This window comes from Pseudomonas sp. B21-021 (assembly GCF_024749205.1).
Classification (GTDB): Bacteria; Pseudomonadota; Gammaproteobacteria; order Pseudomonadales; family Pseudomonadaceae; genus Aquipseudomonas; species Aquipseudomonas paraglycinae.
This window is the reverse complement of sequence record NZ_CP087192.1, coordinates 4,563,585-4,584,793: the sequence shown is the minus strand read 5'-3', so window position 1 is coordinate 4,584,793 and position 21,209 is coordinate 4,563,585. Positions and strand designations below refer to the sequence as shown.

Genomic DNA, 21,209 nt, shown 5'->3' with positions numbered 1-21,209 from the left:
CGCGCTAGGTCTGCCGCGTCCGGTGTTGGATAATGCCTCTCTGCTTTGAAGGTTAGAGTTTTCCGTATGTCCAGCACGTCAACGTTTTCCGCCGCACAGAATCAGGCCAGCACGCTGTATCTGCCCCCCGGTAGCTGGCGGACAGTGCTCGACTGCCTGTGTGAGCATTTCAGTGCCATCGGGCGCGATCAATGGCTGGATCGAATCGCCCGGGGCCGGGTGCTGGATGGTCAGGGGCAGCCGATTGCGCTGGACTTGCCCTACAAGGAAGGGCTGCGCATTCACTATTTTCGTGAAGTGCCGGATGAAAAGCCGATCCCGGTGGTCGAGTCGATCCTGTATGCGGACGAGCATCTGGTGGTGGCAGACAAGCCGCATTTCCTTCCGGTGACCCCGGCCGGCGAGTACGTCGATCAGACCCTGCTTCGCCGATTGATCCGGCGCCTGGACAATCCCCATCTCGTGCCGCTGCACCGGATTGACCGGCATACGGCCGGGCTGGTGATTTTCTCTGCCAATCCACAGACGCGGTCGGTGTATCAGTCACTGTTCCCGACTCGGCAGATCGAAAAACGCTATGAAGCCATTGCGGCCGCGCTGCCCGAGTTGGACTTCCCGTTGGTGCACAAGAGCCGCATGATCGACGGTGAACCGTTTTTCCGCATGCAGGAAGGGCCGGGTGTGAGTAACACCGAAACGGCGGTGGAGGTTCGTGAAAAGAACGGCGAGCTCTGGCGCTACGGCCTGTATCCGGTAACCGGCAAGAAGCATCAGCTACGGGTGCACATGACGGCGCTGGGGGCGAGCATCTGCAATGATCCGTTTTACCCCGAAGTGCTCAAAGACGTTGAAGATGACTATGCCAATCCGCTCAAACTGCTGGCGCAGGGGTTGCGATTCATCGATCCGGTCACGGGGCAGGTGCGGGAGTTTGAAAGCCGGATCACGCTGGACTGGTGATCCCGGGTATCAACCCTTTTTTGCCAGACACGAAAAAGCCCGCAATATGCGGGCTTTTCTGTATCCGCTGTCGAACTGAAGACTTACAGCTCTTTGACAGTGCGGATCTGATCCTTGTTGATGCGGGTGTGCTTGCCGTCCAGCTGTTCGAACTCGTAGAAGCCCGAATCTTCATCATACTTAGGGGCGTCGACAGCCTGGATTTCGCGACCGTCATTCAAGGTGATCACTGTTGGCGAAGCGCAACCGGCGAGGGTGGCGAGGCCCAGTGCGAGCATGAAAGTGGCGAGGGTCCGTTGAGTCATGAGTGTGTCTCCGAAGGGGAATTCTTTTGGTTACTGAGCTTGAGACGTATACAAGGCGTGCAAGTTCCTTGAATGCTGTCAGTCTGACACAGTGTTGTGCGAACTCAACAGTTCAGGGGTGTTGAGATTGGCCAGGCGTGGATCGTTGTCAGGGCAAACCAGGGCCTGGGCATCAAGATTGCGCATCACTCGGCCGGGGCTGCGTTCTCCAGCATTCCAGGCTTTTTCGAATGCCGCCAGGAGTGCGACCGGGATCACGCAAAGCAGCGGTTCCCAGTGATCATCATGTCGCAACATTAAAGGTTTTTCAGAATTCAGACTGGCCGCCTCGCGCATGCTTTGCAGCAATGCAAGATCGATGCGCGGAACATCGCAGGGCAGAACCAGCAGATGGGTGCGGCGCGCGGCTTTCAAGCCGGCACGAATGCCAGCCAACGGTCCGGGAAAGTCCTCCTCGTCATCGCTCACCAACTGGTCGGCGAACGGCGCGTAGCGTTCACGATTGCGGTTGCAGGAGATGATCAGGTCATCCGTCAACGGCCGAACCTTGCGATGCAGATGTGCGATCAGCGGTTCACCGTGCCATTCCACCAGTCCCTTGTCCTGGCCGCCCATCCGCTGGCCGCGCCCACCGGCCAGCAACAGAATAGAGCAGGGTGGTAATGGCGTGTTCGAAGTCATGGCAGCTCTCCGCAGGGGCGGCGAAAAAAGGGGGCGCTGTGATATAACACCGGGCTGTTTCTCCTACAACTGGACGAGCCTATGAAAGCCAAGGCTGATGTACCTTTCGTGCCGCTCAATATCGCGGTGCTGACGGTCAGCGACACCCGAACCCTGGAAACCGATACCTCCGGCCAGGTCTTCGTCGACCGGCTGACGGCCGCGGGCCACCATCTGGCGCAGCGAGTGCTGCTCAAAGATGACCTTTACAAGATCCGTGCGCAAGTCGCCCACTGGATTGCCGAAGACGTCGTGCAAGTCGTGCTGATTACTGGCGGTACCGGTTTTACCGGCCGCGACAGCACCCCGGAAGCGGTCGCTTGCCTGCTGGACAAGCAGGTCGATGGTTTTGGTGAGCTGTTCCGCCAGATCTCGGTGGCCGACATCGGCACCTCCACCGTGCAATCCCGGGCCTTGGCGGGACTGGCCAATGGCACGCTGGTCTGCTGCCTGCCAGGCTCGACCAACGCAGTGCGCACCGGTTGGGATGGCATCCTCGCCGAGCAACTGGACTCACGCCACCGCCCGTGCAATTTCGTCACTCATTTGAAACAGGCGGCGCCTTGTGAATCCCGTGGGTAAGCCGGGCAAGACCGGTAGCCTGATGCCCGTCGAAGATGCATTGGCGCGATTGCTGGAAATGGCCGAGAGCTCGCGGATTTTCGAGTGCGAGTTTTTGCCACTGGCTCAGGTTCAAGGGCGGGTGCTGGCGCAGGATCTGATTTCGACGCTGGATCTGCCACCATGGCCGAACAGCGCCATGGACGGTTATGCCTTGAATCTGGCCGACTGGACCGGCGAACCGTTGCCGGTCAGTCAGAAAATCTTCGCCGGGCAGGCACCGGAACCCTTGAAGTCAGGCACCTGCGCACGGATCTTTACCGGTGCGCCGGTACCTGCCGGTGCTGATTGTGTCGAGATGCAGGAAAACGCCGAGATTCATGCCGATGAGCGCGTGAGCTTCATCGAGGCGATGGTGGCCGGGCAGAACATTCGCCCGCAAGGCCAGGAAACGACAGTCGGTGAGTTGGTCCTTGCCGCTGGAACCCGGCTCGGTCCGATCGAACAGGGGTTGGCCGCATCGCTGGGTTGCGCAGGGCTCGAGGTGGTTCGCCGGGTTCGTGTGGCGGTGTTGTCCACGGGGGATGAGCTGGTCGAACCGGGGATAGCATTGGGACCGGGACAGATCTACAACAGCAACCGGGTGTTGTTGTGCAGCTGGTTGCAGCGCCTCGGATGTGAAGTGGTGGATGCCGGTATTCTGCCTGATGACCTGCCCACCACCCGTGCGCGACTTGGGGAGCTTCAGGATGTAGACCTGATTCTTTCAACCGGTGGTGTCTCGGTGGGGGAAGCGGATTTCCTCGGAATCGCATTGAGGGAAGAGGGCGAGCTGACACTCTGGAAGCTGGCCATCAAACCCGGCAAGCCGCTGACGGTTGGGCATTTTCGTAGTGTCCCGGTGATTGGACTGCCGGGGAATCCTGCCTCGACACTGGTGACCTTTGCCTTGCTGACCCGGCCTTATCTGTTGCGTCGCCAGGGCGTTCAGGATGTCGAGCCGCTGAAGTTTTCGGTGCCTGCAGGATTTGTCTGGCCTCAGGCCGGTAACCGCCGTGAATTTCTGCGCGGACGTCTGGAGCAGGGGCAAGCGATTATTTACCGTAACCAGAGTTCGGGCGTTCTGCGCAGCGCTGCCTGGGCCGAGGGTCTGGTGGAAGTGCAGGAGGGGCGAGTCCTGGCCAAGGGTGATCAGGTGCCATTCATTCCGCTCAGCGAGCTGCTCGGTTGATTGCAGGCATTTGAAAGGCAGGCATAGTCGCAAAACGATGCCTGCCTTTTCAGCGGGTCAACGGCTGAGCAATGAGACGAGCTGATCGAACCGGCTGTTGGCAATCCAGCCCAACAGCCCGAGCACCATCGCTGTCGCCCCTGCCGAGTAGGCAAGGCGATGCTTGATGGCTTTGACGTCCCCTCTGACTTCGTCCATATCGCGTCGAATGTACTTGAGGTGGGTTTCCAGCTCGGTGACACGCGGTTCCATATCGGTTTCTCCAGTGTTTCTAGCGCTGCATTTGAATTCGTCTTTAAGACTGGCGCGACTTTCGGAGAGAGAGGCAACCGGACTCACGGATAGTCTTGCTTCATGGCTTTGCATGGAAACGCCCGCCTGCGGCCATTGGGGGCAGTTGGCAAATGCCGGAATGCAAAGTATCGAAAGTCTTGAAACTGTATCCACTCATTACATGCACATCCTTGTGTAATTGAATTGAAGATCGCTAACGCCGACACACGTTGTACCAACGACCGGTCTGGGTCAATTGAGCCGATTCCGTACGTTCTGTACGAAAAATTACCGATATGTAGGACGGGCCAGACGGGCAGCAGGAATTAATCAGAAGACGTGCGACTTTTTTACCGGTCTTGAGGGTCAAGATGTCTCGTACTGATTCAATTCCGGGAGTAACCGCAATGAGTGAACGCAAGGCATTGTTGATTCTGCATGGCAAGCAGGCACTCAACGAGGCGGTTCGTGCCGCTGTCGAGAACAAACGCAAGCAGGGCTGGGAACTGGCGGTGCGCCTGACCTGGGAGGCCGGCGATGCCCAGCGGCTGGTGGAGGAGGCGCTGGCGGCGGGATACCGTCAGATCATTGCCGGTGGCGGAGATGGCACCCTGCGTGACATCGCCGAAGCACTGGCGGCGCAGCCGGGCAAGGCCAGTCTGGTGCTGTTGCCGCTGGGAACCGCCAACGATTTTTCCCGCGCGGCGGCTATTCCCCTGGAGCCGTCCGAAGCACTCGAATTGCTTGAGGCACCCGCCCATGACATTGATCTGGGCGAGGTCGGCGGGCAGATTTTCCTGAACATGGCCACCGGCGGATTCGGCAGCCAGGTGACGGCCAACACGTCGGAAGATTTGAAAAAAGTGCTGGGCGGCGCGGCCTATCTGTTCACCGGTTTATCGCGGTTCAGCGAGCTGCATGCCGCCTATGGCGAATTGCAGGGGCCGGATTTTCACTGGCAGGGCGAGTTGCTGGCGCTGGGGATCGGCAATGGTCGTCAGGCGGGTGGCGGGCATGTGTTGTGCCCGGAAGCGCTGGTGGACGACGGTCTTCTGGATATCAGCATTCTGCCAGCCCCGCAGGAGCTGGTTGGCACGCTGAAAAATCTGCTCAGCGACGGGTTCGGCATCGACAACATGTTCGTGCGCACGCGTTTGCCATGGGTTGAAATCAAGGTCGCCGAAGGGCTTTGCATCAATCTCGACGGTGAGCCACTGGAGGGCGACAGTCTGCGGTTTGCGGCGCGTCCCGGAGCTTTGCGTGTGCATTTGCCCAAGGACTCGCCGCTGTTGAGTGCATCACCTCGGCTCAGTCGTCCAGACTGATGATCTGTTCCCGCACGGCGAACAGCACCAGGCCCGCCACATCGTAGATCTGCAGGCGTTTCATGATCTGCGAACGGTGGGTTTCGACCGTCTTGATGCTCAAGCCCAGGCCATTGGCGATTTCCCGCGTGGACTTGCCGCGCACGATCAGGCGCAGGATTTCCAACTGGCGTGCCGTGAGGTTGTGCGACTCGGCGACTTCCGGCTGCTGCTTGAGGTTACGGGTCAGCGCCTGATTGATCACGGTGTGGGCGATGGCAGGGCTGAGATAGCGTTCGTTGTTGCGCAGCGCTTCCAGTGCATGTTCGAGCTCGGTGGCCGTGGTGTCCTTGAGCAGGTAACCGTGCGCACCGGACTCCAGCGCCTGCATGATGAGCGCGGGGTCGGTGTGCATCGACAGAATCAGCACTTTGGCGTGCGGGCGTACGCGTCTGAGCCGCTGCAGGGCTTCCAGACCGCCGGTTTCTTTCATGGAAATGTCCAGCAATACGATATCGGGAGACAGCAGCTCGACCATCTCGAGCAACTGCGAGCCGTCATTGGCCTCGCCGATAACCGCATAACCGGGAATATCCAGCACCAGGGCGCGCACGCCGGCCCTGATCAGCGAGTGGTCATCCACCAGAAGTAAGTTACAAGTCAACGCATAACCTTATTCGTACTGGCCCGCTCGAGTGCACGGGGCGCCCAGGGGAATAGTGCTTCGATTTGAGTACCTTTGCCCGGCTCGCTGGTCACGCTCAGTGTGCCGCCCAGTTGCTCGATGCGTTCGGCCATCCCGGCCATGCCCCGCTGTCCTTCACGACCCGGATTCGCCGCCGGGGAAAAGCCCAGGCCATCATCGCTGATCAGCAGGGTCAGGCCCTGTGGCAGGCGTTGCACGCGGATCAACAGGTTTTTGGCCTGCGCATGGCGAAGGATGTTGGTCACCGCTTCCTGAGTGATACGAAAGGCGGCGACGGCCATTTCTTCGGGAATTCCATTCAGGCGCTGCTGGCAGTCCAGACTCCAGTGCACCGAAGTGTTGGTCAACACCTTGAGCAGGTGCGCACGCAGGCTTGCTTCCAGGCCAAGGCTGGTCAGTTGCCGCGGGTTGAGAATGGCCGAAACGTCGCGAACCTTGTTGAGGGTTTCTTCGAGGGTCTCGCAAAGTACTGAACAGTGTTCCTGCATGTCCGCGGGCAAGCGACGCTTGAGCCATTCGCTTTGCAGCTTGGCGGCGGTCAGCAGTTGGCCGATATCGTCATGCAGTTCACGGCTCAGGCGATGGCGCTCGTTTTCCTGGACTTCCAGCAAACGGTCGGCCAGTTCCTGTGGCTGGAACTTGATGGATTTGCGCGACAGACGATGTTGTGTCCAGACGCAACCGGCAGCCGCCACGTTGATCAGCAGCAGGCCGAGCGACATCGGCGCAGAGACGCCATAGCTCAACAGACTGCCCAAGGCCGAAGCCGTGCACAGCAGGAGTGTGAACCTGCGGGCATTTTCTCGGGAGGGAGGCCATGTGGTGATTGACTTGAGGCTGGCGTACATAGCGGATGGAGCCAATGGATGTTCGCTGCGGGCAGACCGGTCAGAAGGGCTGGCGGTCTCTGTCTGGAAAACTGTCATTCAGGTTGTTGATTTCAAAACGGTTCAGTGATCGATAATTGAGCGCCAACTTCGGTAGAGGCCGCTCATTGAAGTCACAATGCCATTAACTGAAACAACTAACGGGCGGCATAATACCACTTAACATACCGTTGGTCGCGTTTGCCCTATATGTCCAAAGAGTCAGGAAACAGGCCATGTTGGACGGGGGTTCCATAATGGAAAAGTTGAAGTACCTGACTCGATAATTATCGATGCAACCGCAAGTTTTCTTTTACACAGGAAAACCCTGACATCCGCAGAGGATAGTCTGCATTCATCGCTCGTAATTATTTATTGGAAGGTGTCGCAGGCAGGCATGAACTATTCAATTACGACATTCGAGGGCGAGAACTGACGGGCCCGAACAGCCCACTGTGTGCCCGGTTACGCTTGGCGCTCCGACCAGGAGACGAGGGACATCGGCTTGCCATTGAGCGGCATTTGAAAGTGAGTCTGTCCGACCTGGCAGGCAAAGGCTTCGATCAGCGACACCTGCTCGCTTTCATCGAGGCCCAATTGGCCGGTGCTTGGGTCAACCAGTTCCAGTTGCCAGGCCATCAGGGTGAAGCAGTCTTTCAGTGCTTCCAGGGCTTGCGCATGCAAATCCACGTGATCCTGGACCTGAGTGAGCAGGCCATGCAGGTGCAGGGAGAATTCGGACACCGCCTCCAGCGCCAGGGCATCAGCCTTGTTCGCCAGCTTGAGGAGGGTGCTGAGCATGCAGTCGATGGCGTCCTTGTCATTGCTGATCAGCTGCAAGTGGCTGAGGCATTCTTCAGACTTGGCCAGGAGCGTTTCAGCCTCGACAAGGAATTCGGGGAACCGCTGCGCCCAGTCACTACGGTCGTTCGGCATGCTTATCTCCACCACGTCATGTCTGATGAGGGAATGCCGTGTGTGTCGACGATCATGAACCGTCGCGAGACCGCGCCCCGGCGTGCATTGGCACAGACCTGAGGTTTCAAGAGGATGTGTTTCCACTGAACTGCGATCGCACACAATAGCCTGACTCCGTTCATGCAATGAGAATGGCGTCACATTAATGGCTATTGGATATCGCGAATATCAGGTTGGGCCTGATTGTTACTAGGGGATTCCCTTAGGCACGGGAACCTGTCGCGCAAAACGAGGTCGCGCCGAAGAGAATGTAGCAGATGATTTCACCGGGCCAGTAAAGCATGATGTTAATGTGACATCAATGCCTGCTCGTGGCATTTTGTTGGTGATTTGTGACGGGATCAAGATCCGCCAGATTCAGCCGATAACCCCCAATAGTGAATTCATCAGAACAAGCCCAGGAGTCATTGATGGCCGGCATTCTCGACACGGTAGACCAACGCACGCAACTGGTGGGTGAGAATCGCCTGGAAATTCTCATGTTTCGACTGGCCGGGCGCCAATTGTTCGCGATCAACGTGTTCAAGGTTCAGGAAGTCCTGCAGTTGCCGAAACTGACCCTGATGCCCCAGCGTCACCCGTTTGTCTGCGGTGTGGTCAATCTGCGTGGCCAGACGCTGCCGGTGATCGACCTGTCCCAGGCGATCGGCATGCGCCCGCTGGTGCCGGGCCCGAACAGCACGATCATCGTCACCGAGTACAACCGTTCGGTGCAGGCGTTCCTCGTTGGCGGCGTGGACCGCATTGTCAACATGAACTGGGAAGCCATCCTGCCGCCGCCGACCAGCGCCGGTCGCCAGCATTACCTGACGGCCATCAGCAAGGTCGACGATCAACTGGTGGAAATCATCGACGTCGAGAAAGTCCTCGCCGAAATCGTGCCGTACAACGCCAAGGTTTCGCGCGACAAACTGGACGATCCGGTTCTGGAGCGCGCCCGTGGCCGTGAAGTGTTGCTGGTGGACGACTCCAACGTGGCGCTCTCGCAATTGCGCGACACCCTCGGCCAGTTGGGCGTGAAGATGCATATCGCCAGCGACGGCCTGAAAGCCCTGAACATGCTCAAGGCCTGGGCGGACACCGGGGTGAACATGACTGACAAACTGCTGATGGTGTTCACCGACGCGGAAATGCCGGAAATGGACGGCTATCGCCTGACCACCGAAATCCGCAACGACCCGCGCCTGCGTGGTCTGTATGTGGTGCTGCACACCTCGCTGTCCGGCAGTTTCAACGACTCGATGGTGAAGAAGGTCGGGTGCGACAACTTCCTCTCCAAGTTCCAGCCGGACAAACTGGTCGATGTGGTGCGCCAGCGTCTGATGCTCGACGAAGTGCCGGCCTGATCAACCTGTCGAGGCTGACCCTGCGTCAGCCTTTGATTCGCTGACAAAGCTCGTATAGGGTGGCGTTTTTGACCCACCAGGGAGCTGGCCATGCTGCGTCTGAGCGCGCTTTATCGTTACCCGTTGAAATCCGCCAAGGGCGAGGTCCTGCAAGGGATCGGCCTGGACAAACTGGGGCTTGAGGGCGATCGACGCTGGATGCTGGTGGACGAAGCCAGCGGGCGGTTCCTGACCCAGCGTGCCGAAGCGAAAATGAGTCAGTTGTCGGCACTTTGGAATGCCAGCGGCGGCCTGAGGCTCAGCGCGCCGGGGCATTCGGCAATCGATGTTGCCTTGCCCGGCAGTGACGACGATCTGCGCGGCGTAACCATCTGGCGCGATACCTTGCGCGTACCGGATGCCGGTGAAGAGGCGGCCCGCTGGGTTAGCGATTTCATCGGTAAGCCGACCCGACTGGTGCAAGTGCCGCTGGATCGTGCCCGGACAACCCAGGCCGGGTACGGCAACGATGACGACCAAGTGGCGTTCGCCGATGGTTTCCCGCTGCTGCTGATTGGTGAGGCCTCGCTGCAACACCTGTCGCAGGAAGTCGGGCGTCCGCTGGAAATGCTGCGGTTCCGGCCGAATCTGGTGATCGAAGGCAGTGATGCTTACGCCGAGGATGGCTGGAAGCGGATTCGTATCGGCGATGTCGAGTTCCGCGTGGTCAAGTCGTGCTCCCGCTGCATTCTCACCACGATCGATCCGTTGACCGGTGAGCGCAGCGCTGACCGTGAGCCACTGGCGACACTTCAGAAGACCCGTGCCCAGGCCGACGGTGCGATGTTCGGCCAGAACCTGGTCAACGACGGCAACGGCCGGCTCGAAGTTGGCATGCCAGTGGAAATTCTCGAATAACCCGCCCTGAAACGAAAAATGCCCGTGTCCTTGGACACGGGCATTTTTTATGACTGCCGAAAACCGTGGGTTCAGCCGCGGTATTCGCACAGGTAAGCAGTGTCGACGGCCACTTTCAGCTGGAACTTGCTGTTGGCTGGCACATTGAACTGGCTGCCCGCAGCGAAGGTTTCCCAGTCGCTGCTGTCCGGCAGTTTGACGGTCAGTGCACCGGACACCACGTGCATGATTTCACGCTGGCTGGTGCCGAATTCGTATTCGCCCGGGGCCATGACGCCGATGGTCGCAGGGCCTTCAGCGGTGCCAAAAGCGATCGACTTGACGGTGCCGTCGAAGTACTCGTTGACTTTAAACATGGGCGATTCCTCTCGAAAAGGGCTTAAAAAGGGTCAAAAAGGTCGGCCAGTATGCACAAGGCTCATGGCGCCGTCACCTGCGCTAGAGCGGCAGCACCAACGGCAATAATCGGGCGGTATTGCGCGCATCTTCCAGCGCCCGGTGTTGTTGACCGGTGAATTGCATGCCCGCCAGTTGCAACGCGCCATTGAGGCCCAGCGGCCGTTCGAGGCGTCGGGCCTTGGCAAAGCGCTGTTTGAGGTTCATGTGCGGCACCCGGCTCAGGACGCTGTCGAGTTGCAGCCGCTGCCATTCCTGAAGCAACTGCTTGCGGTCGTAATCGCCCCAGCTCGCCCAGCCTTCAAGGCGTGTCTGGTGCTGACCGAGCCAGCGCTCGAACGCAGGCCACACTTCACTCAGCGGCTGCGCGGCGTCGATGTTGGCTTGGGTGATGTGCGTGAGTTCGCGGCAAAACGGCGTCAACAACGGGCGCCGCGTCGGTTTGACGAAGCGCTGAAAGTGATCCTGCTCGCGACCGGCGCGATCCACCAGGGTCGCGCCGATCTCGATGATCTCCATCTCCGTAACCGGCCAGCCACCCTCATCGGTGGTGGCTTCCAGATCTATGACCAGCCAATGGGGCATCGCAGGGTTCCTGATTTCCGCGTCCTGATTATTCAGAGCGTAGTCAAACCTTGCGGATGCGCGCGGCGACTACTCGACCTGCAACAGAACCTGACGATTTTTTACCTGATCGCCGACCTTGACCTGCACCCGCTTGAGCACGCCGTCGATGCCGGCCTTGAGCGGGTGCTCCATTTTCATTGCTTCCAGCACCACCAGCAGCTGACCCTTGCTGACCGGGCTGCCTTCGCAGACAAGCACATCGATGATGGCGCCATCCATCGGGGCTTTCAACGTGCCGGAACTGACGCTGGTCTGACTGTCTATCACCGCGTGAGTTCGATCCACCAGGTGCAGGCTGCCAGGGTGGGTGAGCAGCCAGAGCTGGTCGTCGCGCAGGCGATAGGCATGGCGCTGGCGCAGGCCGTCGATTTCCAGTGTCACGGCCCCGGCGATGTGTTCGATGAGTTTGAGTTCGATGACGCGCTCCGCGACCTGCACTTCAAACGTGTTGTCCGGGCTGGCGCGCAGTTGCACGTTCCAGTCGCGGGCGTCGAGGCCGATGCGATAGAGCAACGGCGCACCGACGTTGTTACGCCATCCGGACAGCGGGGCGCGATGTTGCTGCGCGGCGGCTTGGTAAAAAATCACCGCCGCGATGGCCAGCTCTTCGGCACTGGGCGAATAGGCGTGCAGGCAATCGTGATCGGCGAAATGTTGAGGGATGAAGCCAGTGCCGAATTCTCCGCTGATGAACTGCGGATGCTGCAACAGGCTGGCGAGCAACCGCTGATTGCTCTGCACGCCCAGCAACACGCTGTCCTGAACCGCACACAACAGTTTGCGCCGGGCCTCTTCACGGGTTGCGCCGTGGGCGATCAGTTTGCCGAGCATCGGGTCGTAGAACGGTGAGACCGACTGCCCTTCGATCAGGCCGTGATCGATCCGCGCACCGCGATCCAGTGCCGGCACCCAGGCTTCGACACGCCCGGTCTGCGGAAGAAAACCTTGGGCCGGATCTTCGGCGTAGAGGCGCACTTCCATCGCGTGGCCATCGAGTTTGACCTGCGCTTGCGACAGCGGCAGAGGCTGGCCTTCGGCAACCAGAAGTTGCCACGCCACCAGATCCAGCCCGGTAATCAATTCAGTCACCGGGTGCTCGACCTGCAACCGGGTGTTCATCTCCAGAAAATAGAACCGGCCATCGGCGTCGAGGAGAAATTCCACGGTGCCGGCGCCGACGTAGTTCACCGCACGCCCGGCCTTGAGCGCCGCTTCGCCCATCGCCTGACGCAGGTCCTCAGTCATCACCGGGCACGGTGCCTCTTCGATGACTTTCTGGTGACGGCGCTGAATCGAACAATCGCGCTCGCCGAGGTAGATCAGGTTGCCATGCCGGTCGCCGAACAGCTGCACTTCGACATGGCGCGGTTCGATCAACGCCTGTTCGAGGATCAGTTCGTCGCTGCCGAAACCGTTCAAGGCTTCGGAGCGCGCCGTGCGCAACTGCGCTGGCAATTCCTCGACGCTGTGCACCAGACGCATGCCGCGCCCGCCACCGCCGGCGCTGGCCTTGATCATCAACGGATAACCGATGCGCTCGGCTTCACGGGCCAGGGTCGCGCCGTCCTGCTCGGCGCCTTGATAGCCGGCGATGCACGGCACACCGGCGGCGAGCATGGCGATTTTCGACTGACGTTTGCTGCCCATCAGTTCGATGGCTTCGACGCTGGGGCCGATGAAAATCAGGCCGGCCTGTTCGCAAGCTCGGGCGAATTCGGCATTTTCCGAGAGAAAACCGTAGCCGGGATGGATCGCGTCGGCACCGCTGCGCCGGGCGGCGTCGAGGATCGCCGGGATGTTCAGGTAGGACTGCTGCACCGGCGCCGGGCCGATGTTCACCGCTTGATCGGCCATTTGCACGTGCAATGCGTCGGCGTCGGCATCGCTGAAAACCGCGACCGTGCGATAACCGAGGGCCTGGGCGGTGCGCTGGATGCGGCAGGCGATTTCACCGCGGTTGGCGATCAGGATTTTGTGGAGGGCGGGCATGGTGGTTTTCCTGAATGTTGGCGGTGAATTGAAAGGCCTCATCGCGGGCAAGCCCGCTCCCACAGGGTCAGGTGCTCCATCCGGGTTTGCGCTTTTGCACAAACGCCATCGTGCCCTCGATCCCTTCGGCACCGGTCACCGCTGCGCTAAACCACTGCGCGGCTTCGTCCAGCAATTCACTCGACGGCTGGCCGGCGCTGGCCAGCAACAGTTTTTTCGTCACGGCATTCGCCTCGGGAGCGCAACACAAGACGTGGTCGAGCACTTCATCCAGTCGCTCGGCGAGCGCCTGTGGATCCTGCTCGACAAAATGCACAAGCCCCAGGCGTCGGGCCTGATGGCCATCGAAGCGGGCGGCGGTCAGGGCCAGACGTCGGGTCTCGGTGAGGCCGATGCGCTGCACCACAAACGGTGCGATTTGCGCCGGCAGCAGGCCGAGGCTGGTTTCCGGCAAACCGAATTGCGCCTGATGATCGGCGATGGCGATATCGCTGACACAGGCCAGTCCGAAGCCGCCACCGAGTACCGCGCCCTGCAACACGGTGATCAACACTTGCGGCGTGTGCTGCGCTTCTTCCAGCAACGACCCGAACGCTCGGTTCAACTCACGATAAGCATCGCTGCCCTGAGCGCGGGCATTGGCCATGTCCTTGATGTCGCCGCCGGCGCAGAAATGCCCGCCGGCACCGCTGAGCACCAGTGCGCGAACACTACGGTCATCGCGCACGGAGGCCAGCACGGCGCGCAACTCGGCGACCATTTGCAGGCTCATGGCGTTGCGGCTTTCCGGGCGGTTGAGGGTGATGTGCAACACGCCGTTGTGCCGTTCCAGCAGCAGCGTCTGGCAATCGGGCAGGGCGCTCATTTCTTTTTCCCCGGCAGGATGCCCATCAGTTTGCAGATGATCCCCAGCATGATTTCGTCGGCGCCGCCGCCAATCGACACCAGCCGCACGTCGCGATAGGCGCGGGCCACCGGGTTGTCCCACATGAAGCCCATGCCGCCCCAGTATTGCAGGCAACTGTCGCTGACTTCACGGCCGAGGCGCCCGGCCTTGAGCTTGGCCATCGAAGCCAGTCGAGTGACGTCCTGGCCTTTCACGTATTGCTCGGTGGCCTGATAGACCAGCGCCCGCAGGCATTCGATTTCGGTCTGCAATTCGGCGAGGCGGAAGTGGATCACCTGGTTGTCGATCAGCGCGTTGCCGAAGGTCTTGCGTTCCTTGCAGTACTCGATGGTGCTGTCGACGCAGTATTCCAGGCCCTTGATCATGTTGGCCGCGCCGAACAGGCGTTCCTCCTGGAACTGCAGCATCTGCATCATGAACCCGGCGCCTTCATGGCCGATGCGGTTGCGTTGGGGCACACGCACGTTGTCGAAAAACACCTGGGCGGTTTCCGAGCTGCGCATGCCGAGCTTGTCCAGATGCGAACTGAGGCTGATGCCCGGCGTGTTCATCGGCACCATGATCAGCGATTTGTTGATGTGTGGTTTGTCGTCCGAAGTGTTGGCCAGCAGGCAGATGAAGTCGGCGCTCGGCGAGTTGGTGATCCACATCTTGCTGCCGTTGATCACATAGTCGTCGCCGTCCTTGCGCGCGGTGGTCTTGAGCCCCGCGACGTCGGAACCGGCGCCGACTTCCGAGACGCCGATGCAACCGACCTGCTCGCCGGTGATGGCCGGGCGCAGGAATTCTTCGCGCAACTCATCGGAACCGAAGCGGGCGAGAGCCGGGGTGCACATGTCGGTCTGCACGCCGATCGACATCGGAATGCCGCCGCAATGAATGGTGCCGAACTCTTCGGCGGCGACGATCGAATAGCTGTAATCCAGGCCCATGCCGCCGAATTTTTCTGGCTTGGAAATCCCCAGCAGGCCGAGGTCGCCGGCCTTGCGGAAAATCTCGTGAATCGGAAAGCGCCCGGCCTTTTCCCATTCATCGACGTGCGGGTTGATCTCGTGCTCGACGAACTGGCGGACGGTACGGCGCAGAGCTTCGTGTTCCGGGGTGAAGATCATTTTTATTGTTCTCCTTTAATCCGTGGCGATCAGAACCGGCTGACGCCGAAGCTGTTGGGTTGCAACGTGCGGATGTCGGCTTCGTGGCAGATGTCCAGCAGGTAACCGAGCAGGGTGCGGGTGTCGCGCGGATCGATCAGCCCGTCGTCCCACAGGTTGGCGCTGCCGTAGAGGGCGGTGGACTGGCTGTCGAGTTTCTGCGCGGTGACCTGCTCCATCATGTCGAGCATTTTCGGGTCGGGCACCAGGCCGTCCTTGAGCTGTTTGGCTTCGGTGACGATGCGCAGCACCTTGCCGGCCTGGGCGCCACCCATCACGGCGGTGCGGCTGTTGGGCCAGGCGAAGATGAAGCGCGGATCAAGCCCGCGTCCGCACATCGCGTAGTTGCCCGCGCCGTAGGAGCCGCCGACCACGATCGTCAATTTCGGCACCCGCGCATTGGCAACGGCCTGGATCAGTTTTGAGCCGTGCTTGATCACGCCGTGCTGTTCCGATTCGGTGCCGACCATGAACCCGGTGGTGTTGTGGAAAAACAGCAGCGGCGTCTGGCTCTGGTCGCACAGTTGAATGAACTGCGCCGCCTTGCTTGCGCCGTTGGGCGTGATCGGGCCGTTGTTGCCGATGAAACCGCAGGCGCGGCCCTGAATCTTCAAGTGGCCACAAACGGTCTGCTGATCGAACTCACCCTTGAACTCCAGGAAGCGCGATTCGTCGGCGATCCGCGCAATGATTTCGCGCACGTCGTAGGGTTTTTTCGGGTCGTCCGGGATCAGCCCGAGCAGTTCGTCGATGGGGTACAGCGGCTCCTTGAATTGCGGCTCGGGCAGCCACGGTATTTGCTCGTTCCAGTTCAGCAGGCTGACGATTTCCCGCGCCTGACGCACGCCGTCGGCATCGTTTTCGGCCAGGTATTCGGCGGTGCCGGCGACTTGCGCGTGCATCTCGGCGCCGCCCAGTTCTTCGTCGGTGGCGACTTCACCGGTCGCCGCTTTAAGCAACGGCGGACCGGCAAGAAACAGCTTGGCCTTGCCGCGCACCACCACCACGTAATCCGACAGCCCCGGTTGATAGGCGCCGCCGGCTGTGGCCGAACCGTGCACCACGGTGATCTGCGGCAGGCCCATGGCCGACATCCGCGCCTGATTGGCAAAGCTGCGCGCGCCTTCGACGAAGATTTCCGCCGCGTAATTGAGGTTGGCGCCGCCGCTCTCGGCGAGGGTGATAACCGGCAGTTTGTTTTCCTGGGCGATCTGTTGCAGGCGCAGGGATTTTTTCAGACCCGACGGGGAAATCGTCCCGCCCTTGATTGCGCTGTTGTTCGCCACGATCAAGGCACGAACGCCGGACACGTAGCCGATGCCGGCGATCAAGCCGCCACCGGCCGAGCTGCCGTCCTTGTCGTCGTGGAGTTTGTAGCCGGCCAGGCTCGCCAGCTCGAGGAATGGCGCGCCGGGGTCGAGCAGCAGATTCAGGCGCTCACGGGGCAGCAATTGTCCGCGCTTGTCGAATTTCGGTTTGGCTTCGGCAGCCTTGTTCAGCAGGTTTTGTTCGAGTTGCTGGACTTGTTCGATGGCGGCGAGCATCGCTGCGCGATTGCGGGCGAAGGCTTCGCTGTGCGGGTCGAGTTGGGACTGGATCTGCGGCATGGCTTACTCCTTGTCCTTCAAAACGTCCGGCATATAGGCCCGGTGAAAGCCGTTGAAGGATTCGCTGTGGGTCGCCTTGTGCAGCGGCCAGGCGCGACTGCCCAGACTGGCTGCGCCGTCGATGCGCAAGGTGCTGCCGCTGATGAACGCGGCAGCGGGGCTGAGCAGAAACACGATCGCCGCGCTGACTTCCGATTCGGTGCCGATGCGCTTGAGGGGCACGTGTTCGCGCAAGGTCGGGATCACGGCTTTGAACGCGCCTTCGTAAGTGTCCATGCCACTGGAAGCGATCCATCCCGGGGCTACCGCATTCACCCGAACGCCGGCATAACCCCATTCGAACGCTGCCGTTTTGGTGAAGTTGTCCATGCCCGAGCGCGCGGCGCCGGAGTGGCCCATGCCGGGCATGCCGCCCCACATGTCGGCGAGCATGTTGACGATGTTGCCGCCGTGTTTGCTCATCGATTGATTGAACACTTCCCGGGCCATCAGGAAACCGCCGACCAGATTGGTCCGCAGCACGGTTTCGAAACCTTTCTGATTGATCGAGGCCAGGGGCGACGGGTACTGGCCGCCGGCATTGTTGACCAGCCCGTGGATCGGCCCGTGTTCGCGGATCAGTTCGCTGACCAGCGCCTTCACCGCCTCTTCGTCACGGATATCGCAGGCCTTCCAGTGCGCCCGACCGCCGTCCTCGGCAATTTCGGCGGCGACGGTTTGCAGCTTTTCCGGCTTGCGCCCGACCAGCACCACGTTGGCCCCGAGCGCCGCCAGTTCATGGGCGGTGCAACGCCCGATGCCACTGCCGCCACCGGTGACGATGACGGTCTGGCCGCTGAACAGATCAGCCCTGAAAATCGATTCGAACGCCATGGTGCCAATCCTCTAGTCGAACTGTTCGGCGATGCTCTGCGGCACCGGGATCTGGATTTCCAGCAATTGCTGGGCGAAGGCCTTGCCTTGCGGGTCGATGCGCAGGCTCGCCACGCCGCCGCCACCAAGGGCGTTTTCCAGCAGGAAGTTGAGGCTGTGGGTGCCCGGCAGATACCAGCGCTCGACCCGGCCGTGAATCGGGTCGAGGACATGGTTCATCCAGTCGACGACCACCGCCGGGGTCAGCGCTTCGGCGATCCACGGCAGGTATTCCGGACGACGCGGCATGACGCCGATGTTGCTGTGATTGCCCTTGTCGCCGGAGCGCGCCACGGCCAGTTTCACCAGCGGCACGCTGGCGTCGGCGCGGCCTTGGGGTTTGGGTGTTTCGTGGGGCAGGGGCAGGTCCTGACTGTCGAGGGTGGCGGGGGCGGGCAGGGCGAACGGGTTAGATGCGCCGGCGATATCGATCTGCAAGTTGCAGACGCTTTTGTCGATCAGGAAAGAGAACAGCCGGATCAGCGGATAAATCGTCGGCCGCCCGCCGACGATACCGGTCAGCCCCGGCGCCATGCCAGTGGCGGCCTGGGCGATCTCCCGGGAGAACAGGATCAGCGCCTGTTTGTTCGGGTGGCGCACGGCGAGTTTGATCACCACTTCGCGGCTGTCCCGGCGCTGGCCGTGAGGGCCGTAGGTGGCTTCGCTGCCGAGCAGTTCGACGTGGGTTTCGGTGTAGGGGCCCAATCCTTTCTGGTCGAGCATTTCCGAGGTCTTGTCGAGGATCGCCTGACTGACGCGCCGGGCTTTTTCCACGGCATCGATGCCGGCGATCAGGCAACTGGCGGTGCAACGGAAGCCGTCCGGATACGTTGCGCTGACCTTGTATTGGTCGCTGGGCGGCAGGCCTTTGGCACCGTGGACCCGAACGGCGTTTTTGCCTTGTTGCTGGAGTTTGACCTGGCTGAAATCGCAGACCACATCGGGCAACAGATAGGCCTGCGGGTCGCCTATTTCGTAGAGCATCTGCTCGCCGACAGTCAGCGGCGTGACTAGCCCACCGGAGCCTTCGGGTTTGCTGACGATGAACTGGCCGTCGGCGCTGACTTCGACGATCGGGAAACCGATGTGTTCGTAGTCCGGCACGTCGCGCCAGTCGGTGAAGTTACCGCCGGTGCACTGCGCGCCGCATTCGATGATGTGCCCGGCCAGGGCGGCTTGCGCGAGTTTGTCGTAGTCGTGCCATGACCAGCCGAATTCATGCACCAGCGCGGCACTGACCACTGCGCTGTCGACCACCCGGCCGGTGATGACGATGTCGGCGCCCAGACGCAGTGCTTCGACAATGCCCGGTGCGCCGAGGTAGGCGTTGGTTGAAACACACATCGGCGGCAGCGGGGCGCCGCTGAACATTTCCGTAATGCCTTGGGAGGCGAGTTTTTTGAAGTGGGGTTGCAGGTCATCGCCAGATAGCACGGCGATTTTCAGCGCCACGCCGGCCTTGTCGCAGGCCGCTTGCAGCGCGGCGGCGCAGGCCTTTGGATTGACCCCGCCGGCATTGCTGATGACGCGAATGTTCTGTTTGGCCAGTTGCGGCAGCAGGGGTGCGAGGACTTCGATGAAGTCTCCCGCGAACCCGGCCTGCGGGTCCTTCATGCGCGCACCGGCCATGATCGACATGGTGATTTCGGCCAGGTAGTCGAAGACCAGATAATCCAGCTGTCCTGCGGCCACAAGCTGCGCGGCGGCGGTCGAGGTGTCTCCCCAGAATGCGCTGGCGCATCCGATGCGAACCGTGGTGGGCATTTTGATCTCCGACTCAGCAACCTGTGACAGAAGTGCATCGAGACTACCAAGCAAGCGCTTGGTTTGTAAACGCCTGGAATTATCTTCTGCCCAAGCGCTTGCTTGGTCACCGCCGGCGGCTTAAATTGCCCGCGCAACCCCGCCGTTTCTGCGGCGTGCGGCGCATTTGACTGATCGACTGTAGGAGAGAACGGGTGGACGAGCAAAAAGCCCTGAGGGTCATGCGTGAACTGGTCGATGCCGGCCAGCTGACCGATCCGGACAGCGCTCGCGGCAAACTGCTGCAAGTGGCGGCCCACCTGTTCCGCAACAAAGGCTACGAGCGCACCACGGTGCGCGATCTGGCCGGTGCCGTGGGGATTCAGTCGGGCAGCATCTTTCATCACTTCAAGAGCAAGGATGAAATCCTGCGGGCGGTGATGGAAGAAACCATCCGCTACAACACCGCGCTGATGCGTGCGGCCCTTGCCGATGCCGCCGATGTGCGCGAGCGGGTGCTGGCGCTGATCCGCTGCGAATTGCAGTCGATCATGGGCGGCAGCGGCGAGGCGATGGCGGTGCTGGTGTATGAATGGCGCTCGCTGTCCGAAGACGGCCAGGCCAAAGTGCTGGCACTGCGCGACATCTACGAAGACCTCTGGCTGCAAGTGCTGGGCGAGGCCAAAGAGGCGGGGTTCATCCGTGGCGACGTGTTCATTACCCGACGTTTTCTCACGGGCGCGTTGTCCTGGACCACTACCTGGTTCCGTGCCGGCGGTAGCCTGAGCCTGGATCAACTGGCCGAAGAAGCGCTGATTCTGGTGCTCGAAGAGCGCTAGGCGCTTTCTATCGGGGTCGGGAAACTGGCTAACTGGGCGAAACCGCCTAGCTTGAATGCAATGATCGGTACTTTTTCGGGGAGTGGGGTGTTTTGAAGTCTTCGCCAATTCGGACGGCCGCCGGGCTGATGCTCGCAGCGCTGGCTGCATTATGGGTATTGCCTGCTCCGGCGGCGCAAGTGGTTCGGGTGGGCGCGGCGCATTTTCCGCCCTATACCATTCGCCCGGAAAACGGCGCTGACACCGGCCTGCTGCCGGAGCTGGTCGCGGCTTTGAACAGCGCCCAGAGCGACTATCGTTTCGAGCTGGTGCCCACCTCGATTCCTCGCCGGTTCGGCGATTTCAAGGATGGCCGTACGGACATGGCGATCTTCGAAAACCCGGAGTGGGGCTGGAAAGATATCCCCCACACCACCGTCGACATGGGCCTGGAGGACGCGGAGATTTTCGTCGCGCAGGACAAGCCCGGACGCCAGCAGAATTACTTCGCCGATCTGAAGGGCAAACGGCTGGCGCTGTACAGCGGTTATCACTACGAATTCGCCAATTTCAACGCCGATCCCAAGTACCTCGCTGAAACCTACAGCGCCACGCTGACCTATTCCCACGACAGCAATCTGTTGATGGTCTTGCGCGGGCGCGCGGACATTGCGTTGGTGACCCGCTCGTACCTGTTCGATTACCTGCTGCGCAACGAAAAGGTGCGCGACGAGTTGCTGGTGTCCCAGCGCATCGACCAGATCTACCACCACTATGCGATTCTCAGTCCGAAGGCGCCGATCACCGGCGAAGCCTTCGGCAAGCTGCTGCAAGGCCTGCGCGACAACGGGCAGATGCTGAAAATCTTCGATCCGTACAAGATTGCGGTGGTGCCGGTGCCGCATCAATGAC

General features: G+C 60.8%; 22 protein-coding genes. 8 read left to right on the top strand and 14 right to left on the bottom strand.

Annotated elements, in window-relative coordinates; genetic code table 11:
- Positions 1 to 66: 66 nt before the first annotated feature.
- On the top strand, positions 67 to 960 hold the full coding sequence (locus LOY31_RS20465) for a pseudouridine synthase (protein ID WP_085607121.1): 894 nt from the start codon (positions 67 to 69) through the stop codon (positions 958 to 960).
- 83 nt (positions 961 to 1,043) lie between these two features.
- Here the strand turns inward: LOY31_RS20465 and LOY31_RS20460 are convergent, their stop codons facing one another.
- Positions 1,044 to 1,265 (bottom strand): YgdI/YgdR family lipoprotein, encoded by a 222-nt coding sequence (locus tag LOY31_RS20460; RefSeq protein ID WP_007955739.1) that lies wholly within the window; start codon positions 1,263 to 1,265, stop codon positions 1,044 to 1,046.
- 78 nt (positions 1,266 to 1,343) lie between these two features.
- Positions 1,344 to 1,946, bottom strand: a complete 603-nt coding sequence (mobA, locus tag LOY31_RS20455) for a molybdenum cofactor guanylyltransferase MobA (RefSeq protein WP_258712153.1) — start codon at positions 1,944 to 1,946, stop codon at positions 1,344 to 1,346.
- A gap of 81 nt (positions 1,947 to 2,027) precedes the next feature.
- Between mobA and moaB the strand changes: the two genes are divergently transcribed.
- Both moaB and glp read left to right on the top strand, forming a co-directional pair.
- A complete protein-coding gene (moaB, locus tag LOY31_RS20450; protein WP_007955742.1) occupies positions 2,028 to 2,567 on the top strand; it encodes a molybdenum cofactor biosynthesis protein B in 540 nt (179 codons plus the stop codon).
- Positions 2,551 to 3,777 carry a gephyrin-like molybdotransferase Glp gene (gene glp, locus LOY31_RS20445; protein ID WP_258712152.1) on the top strand — a complete coding sequence of 409 codons (1,227 nt, stop codon included), beginning with the start codon at positions 2,551 to 2,553 and terminating at the stop codon, positions 3,775 to 3,777. The genes moaB and glp overlap by 17 nt, the downstream gene beginning before the upstream one ends.
- Positions 3,778 to 3,834: 57 nt before the next feature.
- Here the strand turns inward: glp and LOY31_RS20440 are convergent, their stop codons facing one another.
- Positions 3,835 to 4,143: a hypothetical protein gene (locus LOY31_RS20440; protein ID WP_170929389.1), complete on the bottom strand. Its 309-nt coding sequence runs from the start codon at positions 4,141 to 4,143 to the stop codon at positions 3,835 to 3,837.
- A gap of 314 nt (positions 4,144 to 4,457) precedes the next feature.
- Here LOY31_RS20440 and yegS point away from each other — a divergent pair, with 314 nt between their 5' ends.
- Positions 4,458 to 5,375: a lipid kinase YegS gene (yegS, locus tag LOY31_RS20435; RefSeq protein WP_258712151.1), complete on the top strand. Its 918-nt coding sequence runs from the start codon at positions 4,458 to 4,460 to the stop codon at positions 5,373 to 5,375.
- Here the strand turns inward: yegS and LOY31_RS20430 are convergent.
- The 3 genes from LOY31_RS20430 to LOY31_RS20420 all read right to left on the bottom strand — a co-directional run bounded on the left by LOY31_RS20430 (position 5,359) and on the right by LOY31_RS20420 (position 7,862).
- Positions 5,359 to 6,018 carry a response regulator transcription factor gene (locus LOY31_RS20430; RefSeq protein WP_007955750.1) on the bottom strand — a complete coding sequence of 220 codons (660 nt, stop codon included), beginning with the start codon at positions 6,016 to 6,018 and terminating at the stop codon, positions 5,359 to 5,361. The genes yegS and LOY31_RS20430 overlap by 17 nt on opposite strands.
- Positions 6,015 to 6,908: a sensor histidine kinase gene (locus LOY31_RS20425; protein WP_085607113.1), complete on the bottom strand. Its 894-nt coding sequence runs from the start codon at positions 6,906 to 6,908 to the stop codon at positions 6,015 to 6,017. The genes LOY31_RS20430 and LOY31_RS20425 overlap by 4 nt, the downstream gene beginning before the upstream one ends.
- A 483-nt stretch (positions 6,909 to 7,391) precedes the next feature.
- The gene (locus LOY31_RS20420) at positions 7,392 to 7,862 is read right to left on the bottom strand and encodes a hypothetical protein (RefSeq protein ID WP_007955754.1); all 471 of its coding nucleotides are present in this window, start codon (positions 7,860 to 7,862) and stop codon (positions 7,392 to 7,394) included.
- A 452-nt stretch (positions 7,863 to 8,314) separates the two neighbouring features.
- Here LOY31_RS20420 and LOY31_RS20415 point away from each other — a divergent pair, with 452 nt between their 5' ends.
- Positions 8,315 to 9,250, top strand: coding sequence for a chemotaxis protein CheV (locus LOY31_RS20415; RefSeq protein WP_003226705.1), 936 nt, complete (start codon positions 8,315 to 8,317; stop codon positions 9,248 to 9,250).
- A 90-nt stretch (positions 9,251 to 9,340) separates the two neighbouring features.
- On the top strand, positions 9,341 to 10,147 hold the full coding sequence (locus LOY31_RS20410) for an MOSC domain-containing protein (protein ID WP_258712150.1): 807 nt from the start codon (positions 9,341 to 9,343) through the stop codon (positions 10,145 to 10,147).
- A 71-nt stretch (positions 10,148 to 10,218) separates the two neighbouring features.
- Here LOY31_RS20410 and LOY31_RS20405 read toward each other — a convergent pair whose 3' ends face one another.
- The 8 genes from LOY31_RS20405 to LOY31_RS20370 form a co-directional block, all read right to left on the bottom strand.
- The gene (locus LOY31_RS20405) at positions 10,219 to 10,503 is read right to left on the bottom strand and encodes a pyrimidine/purine nucleoside phosphorylase (protein WP_007940055.1); all 285 of its coding nucleotides are present in this window, start codon (positions 10,501 to 10,503) and stop codon (positions 10,219 to 10,221) included.
- Between the two features lie 82 nt (positions 10,504 to 10,585).
- Positions 10,586 to 11,128, bottom strand: coding sequence for an exonuclease domain-containing protein (locus LOY31_RS20400; protein WP_007955759.1), 543 nt, complete (start codon positions 11,126 to 11,128; stop codon positions 10,586 to 10,588).
- 69 nt (positions 11,129 to 11,197) lie between these two features.
- A complete protein-coding gene (locus tag LOY31_RS20395; protein ID WP_258712149.1) occupies positions 11,198 to 13,159 on the bottom strand; it encodes an acetyl/propionyl/methylcrotonyl-CoA carboxylase subunit alpha in 1,962 nt (653 codons plus the stop codon).
- A gap of 67 nt (positions 13,160 to 13,226) precedes the next feature.
- A complete protein-coding gene (locus LOY31_RS20390) occupies positions 13,227 to 14,024 on the bottom strand; it encodes an enoyl-CoA hydratase/isomerase family protein (RefSeq protein ID WP_258712148.1) in 798 nt (265 codons plus the stop codon).
- Positions 14,021 to 15,178 (bottom strand): citronellyl-CoA dehydrogenase, encoded by a 1,158-nt coding sequence (atuD, locus tag LOY31_RS20385; RefSeq protein ID WP_007908685.1) that lies wholly within the window; start codon positions 15,176 to 15,178, stop codon positions 14,021 to 14,023. Before atuD ends, LOY31_RS20390 begins: the two co-directional genes overlap by 4 nt.
- Before the next feature lie 29 nt (positions 15,179 to 15,207).
- On the bottom strand, positions 15,208 to 16,824 hold the full coding sequence (gene atuC / locus LOY31_RS20380; RefSeq protein WP_258712147.1) for a geranyl-CoA carboxylase subunit beta: 1,617 nt from the start codon (positions 16,822 to 16,824) through the stop codon (positions 15,208 to 15,210).
- 3 nt (positions 16,825 to 16,827) lie between these two features.
- The gene (locus LOY31_RS20375; RefSeq protein WP_258712146.1) at positions 16,828 to 17,697 is read right to left on the bottom strand and encodes an SDR family oxidoreductase; all 870 of its coding nucleotides are present in this window, start codon (positions 17,695 to 17,697) and stop codon (positions 16,828 to 16,830) included.
- 12 nt (positions 17,698 to 17,709) lie between these two features.
- A complete protein-coding gene (locus LOY31_RS20370; RefSeq protein WP_258712145.1) occupies positions 17,710 to 19,500 on the bottom strand; it encodes an acyclic terpene utilization AtuA family protein in 1,791 nt (596 codons plus the stop codon).
- Between the two features lie 194 nt (positions 19,501 to 19,694).
- Here LOY31_RS20370 and LOY31_RS20365 point away from each other — a divergent pair, with 194 nt between their 5' ends.
- Together LOY31_RS20365 and LOY31_RS20360 are read left to right on the top strand one after the other, a co-directional pair.
- A complete protein-coding gene (locus LOY31_RS20365; protein WP_007955773.1) occupies positions 19,695 to 20,318 on the top strand; it encodes a TetR/AcrR family transcriptional regulator in 624 nt (207 codons plus the stop codon).
- A 92-nt stretch (positions 20,319 to 20,410) separates the two neighbouring features.
- Positions 20,411 to 21,208: an ABC transporter substrate-binding protein gene (locus LOY31_RS20360; protein ID WP_258712144.1), complete on the top strand. Its 798-nt coding sequence runs from the start codon at positions 20,411 to 20,413 to the stop codon at positions 21,206 to 21,208.
- Position 21,209 lies beyond the last annotated feature (1 nt).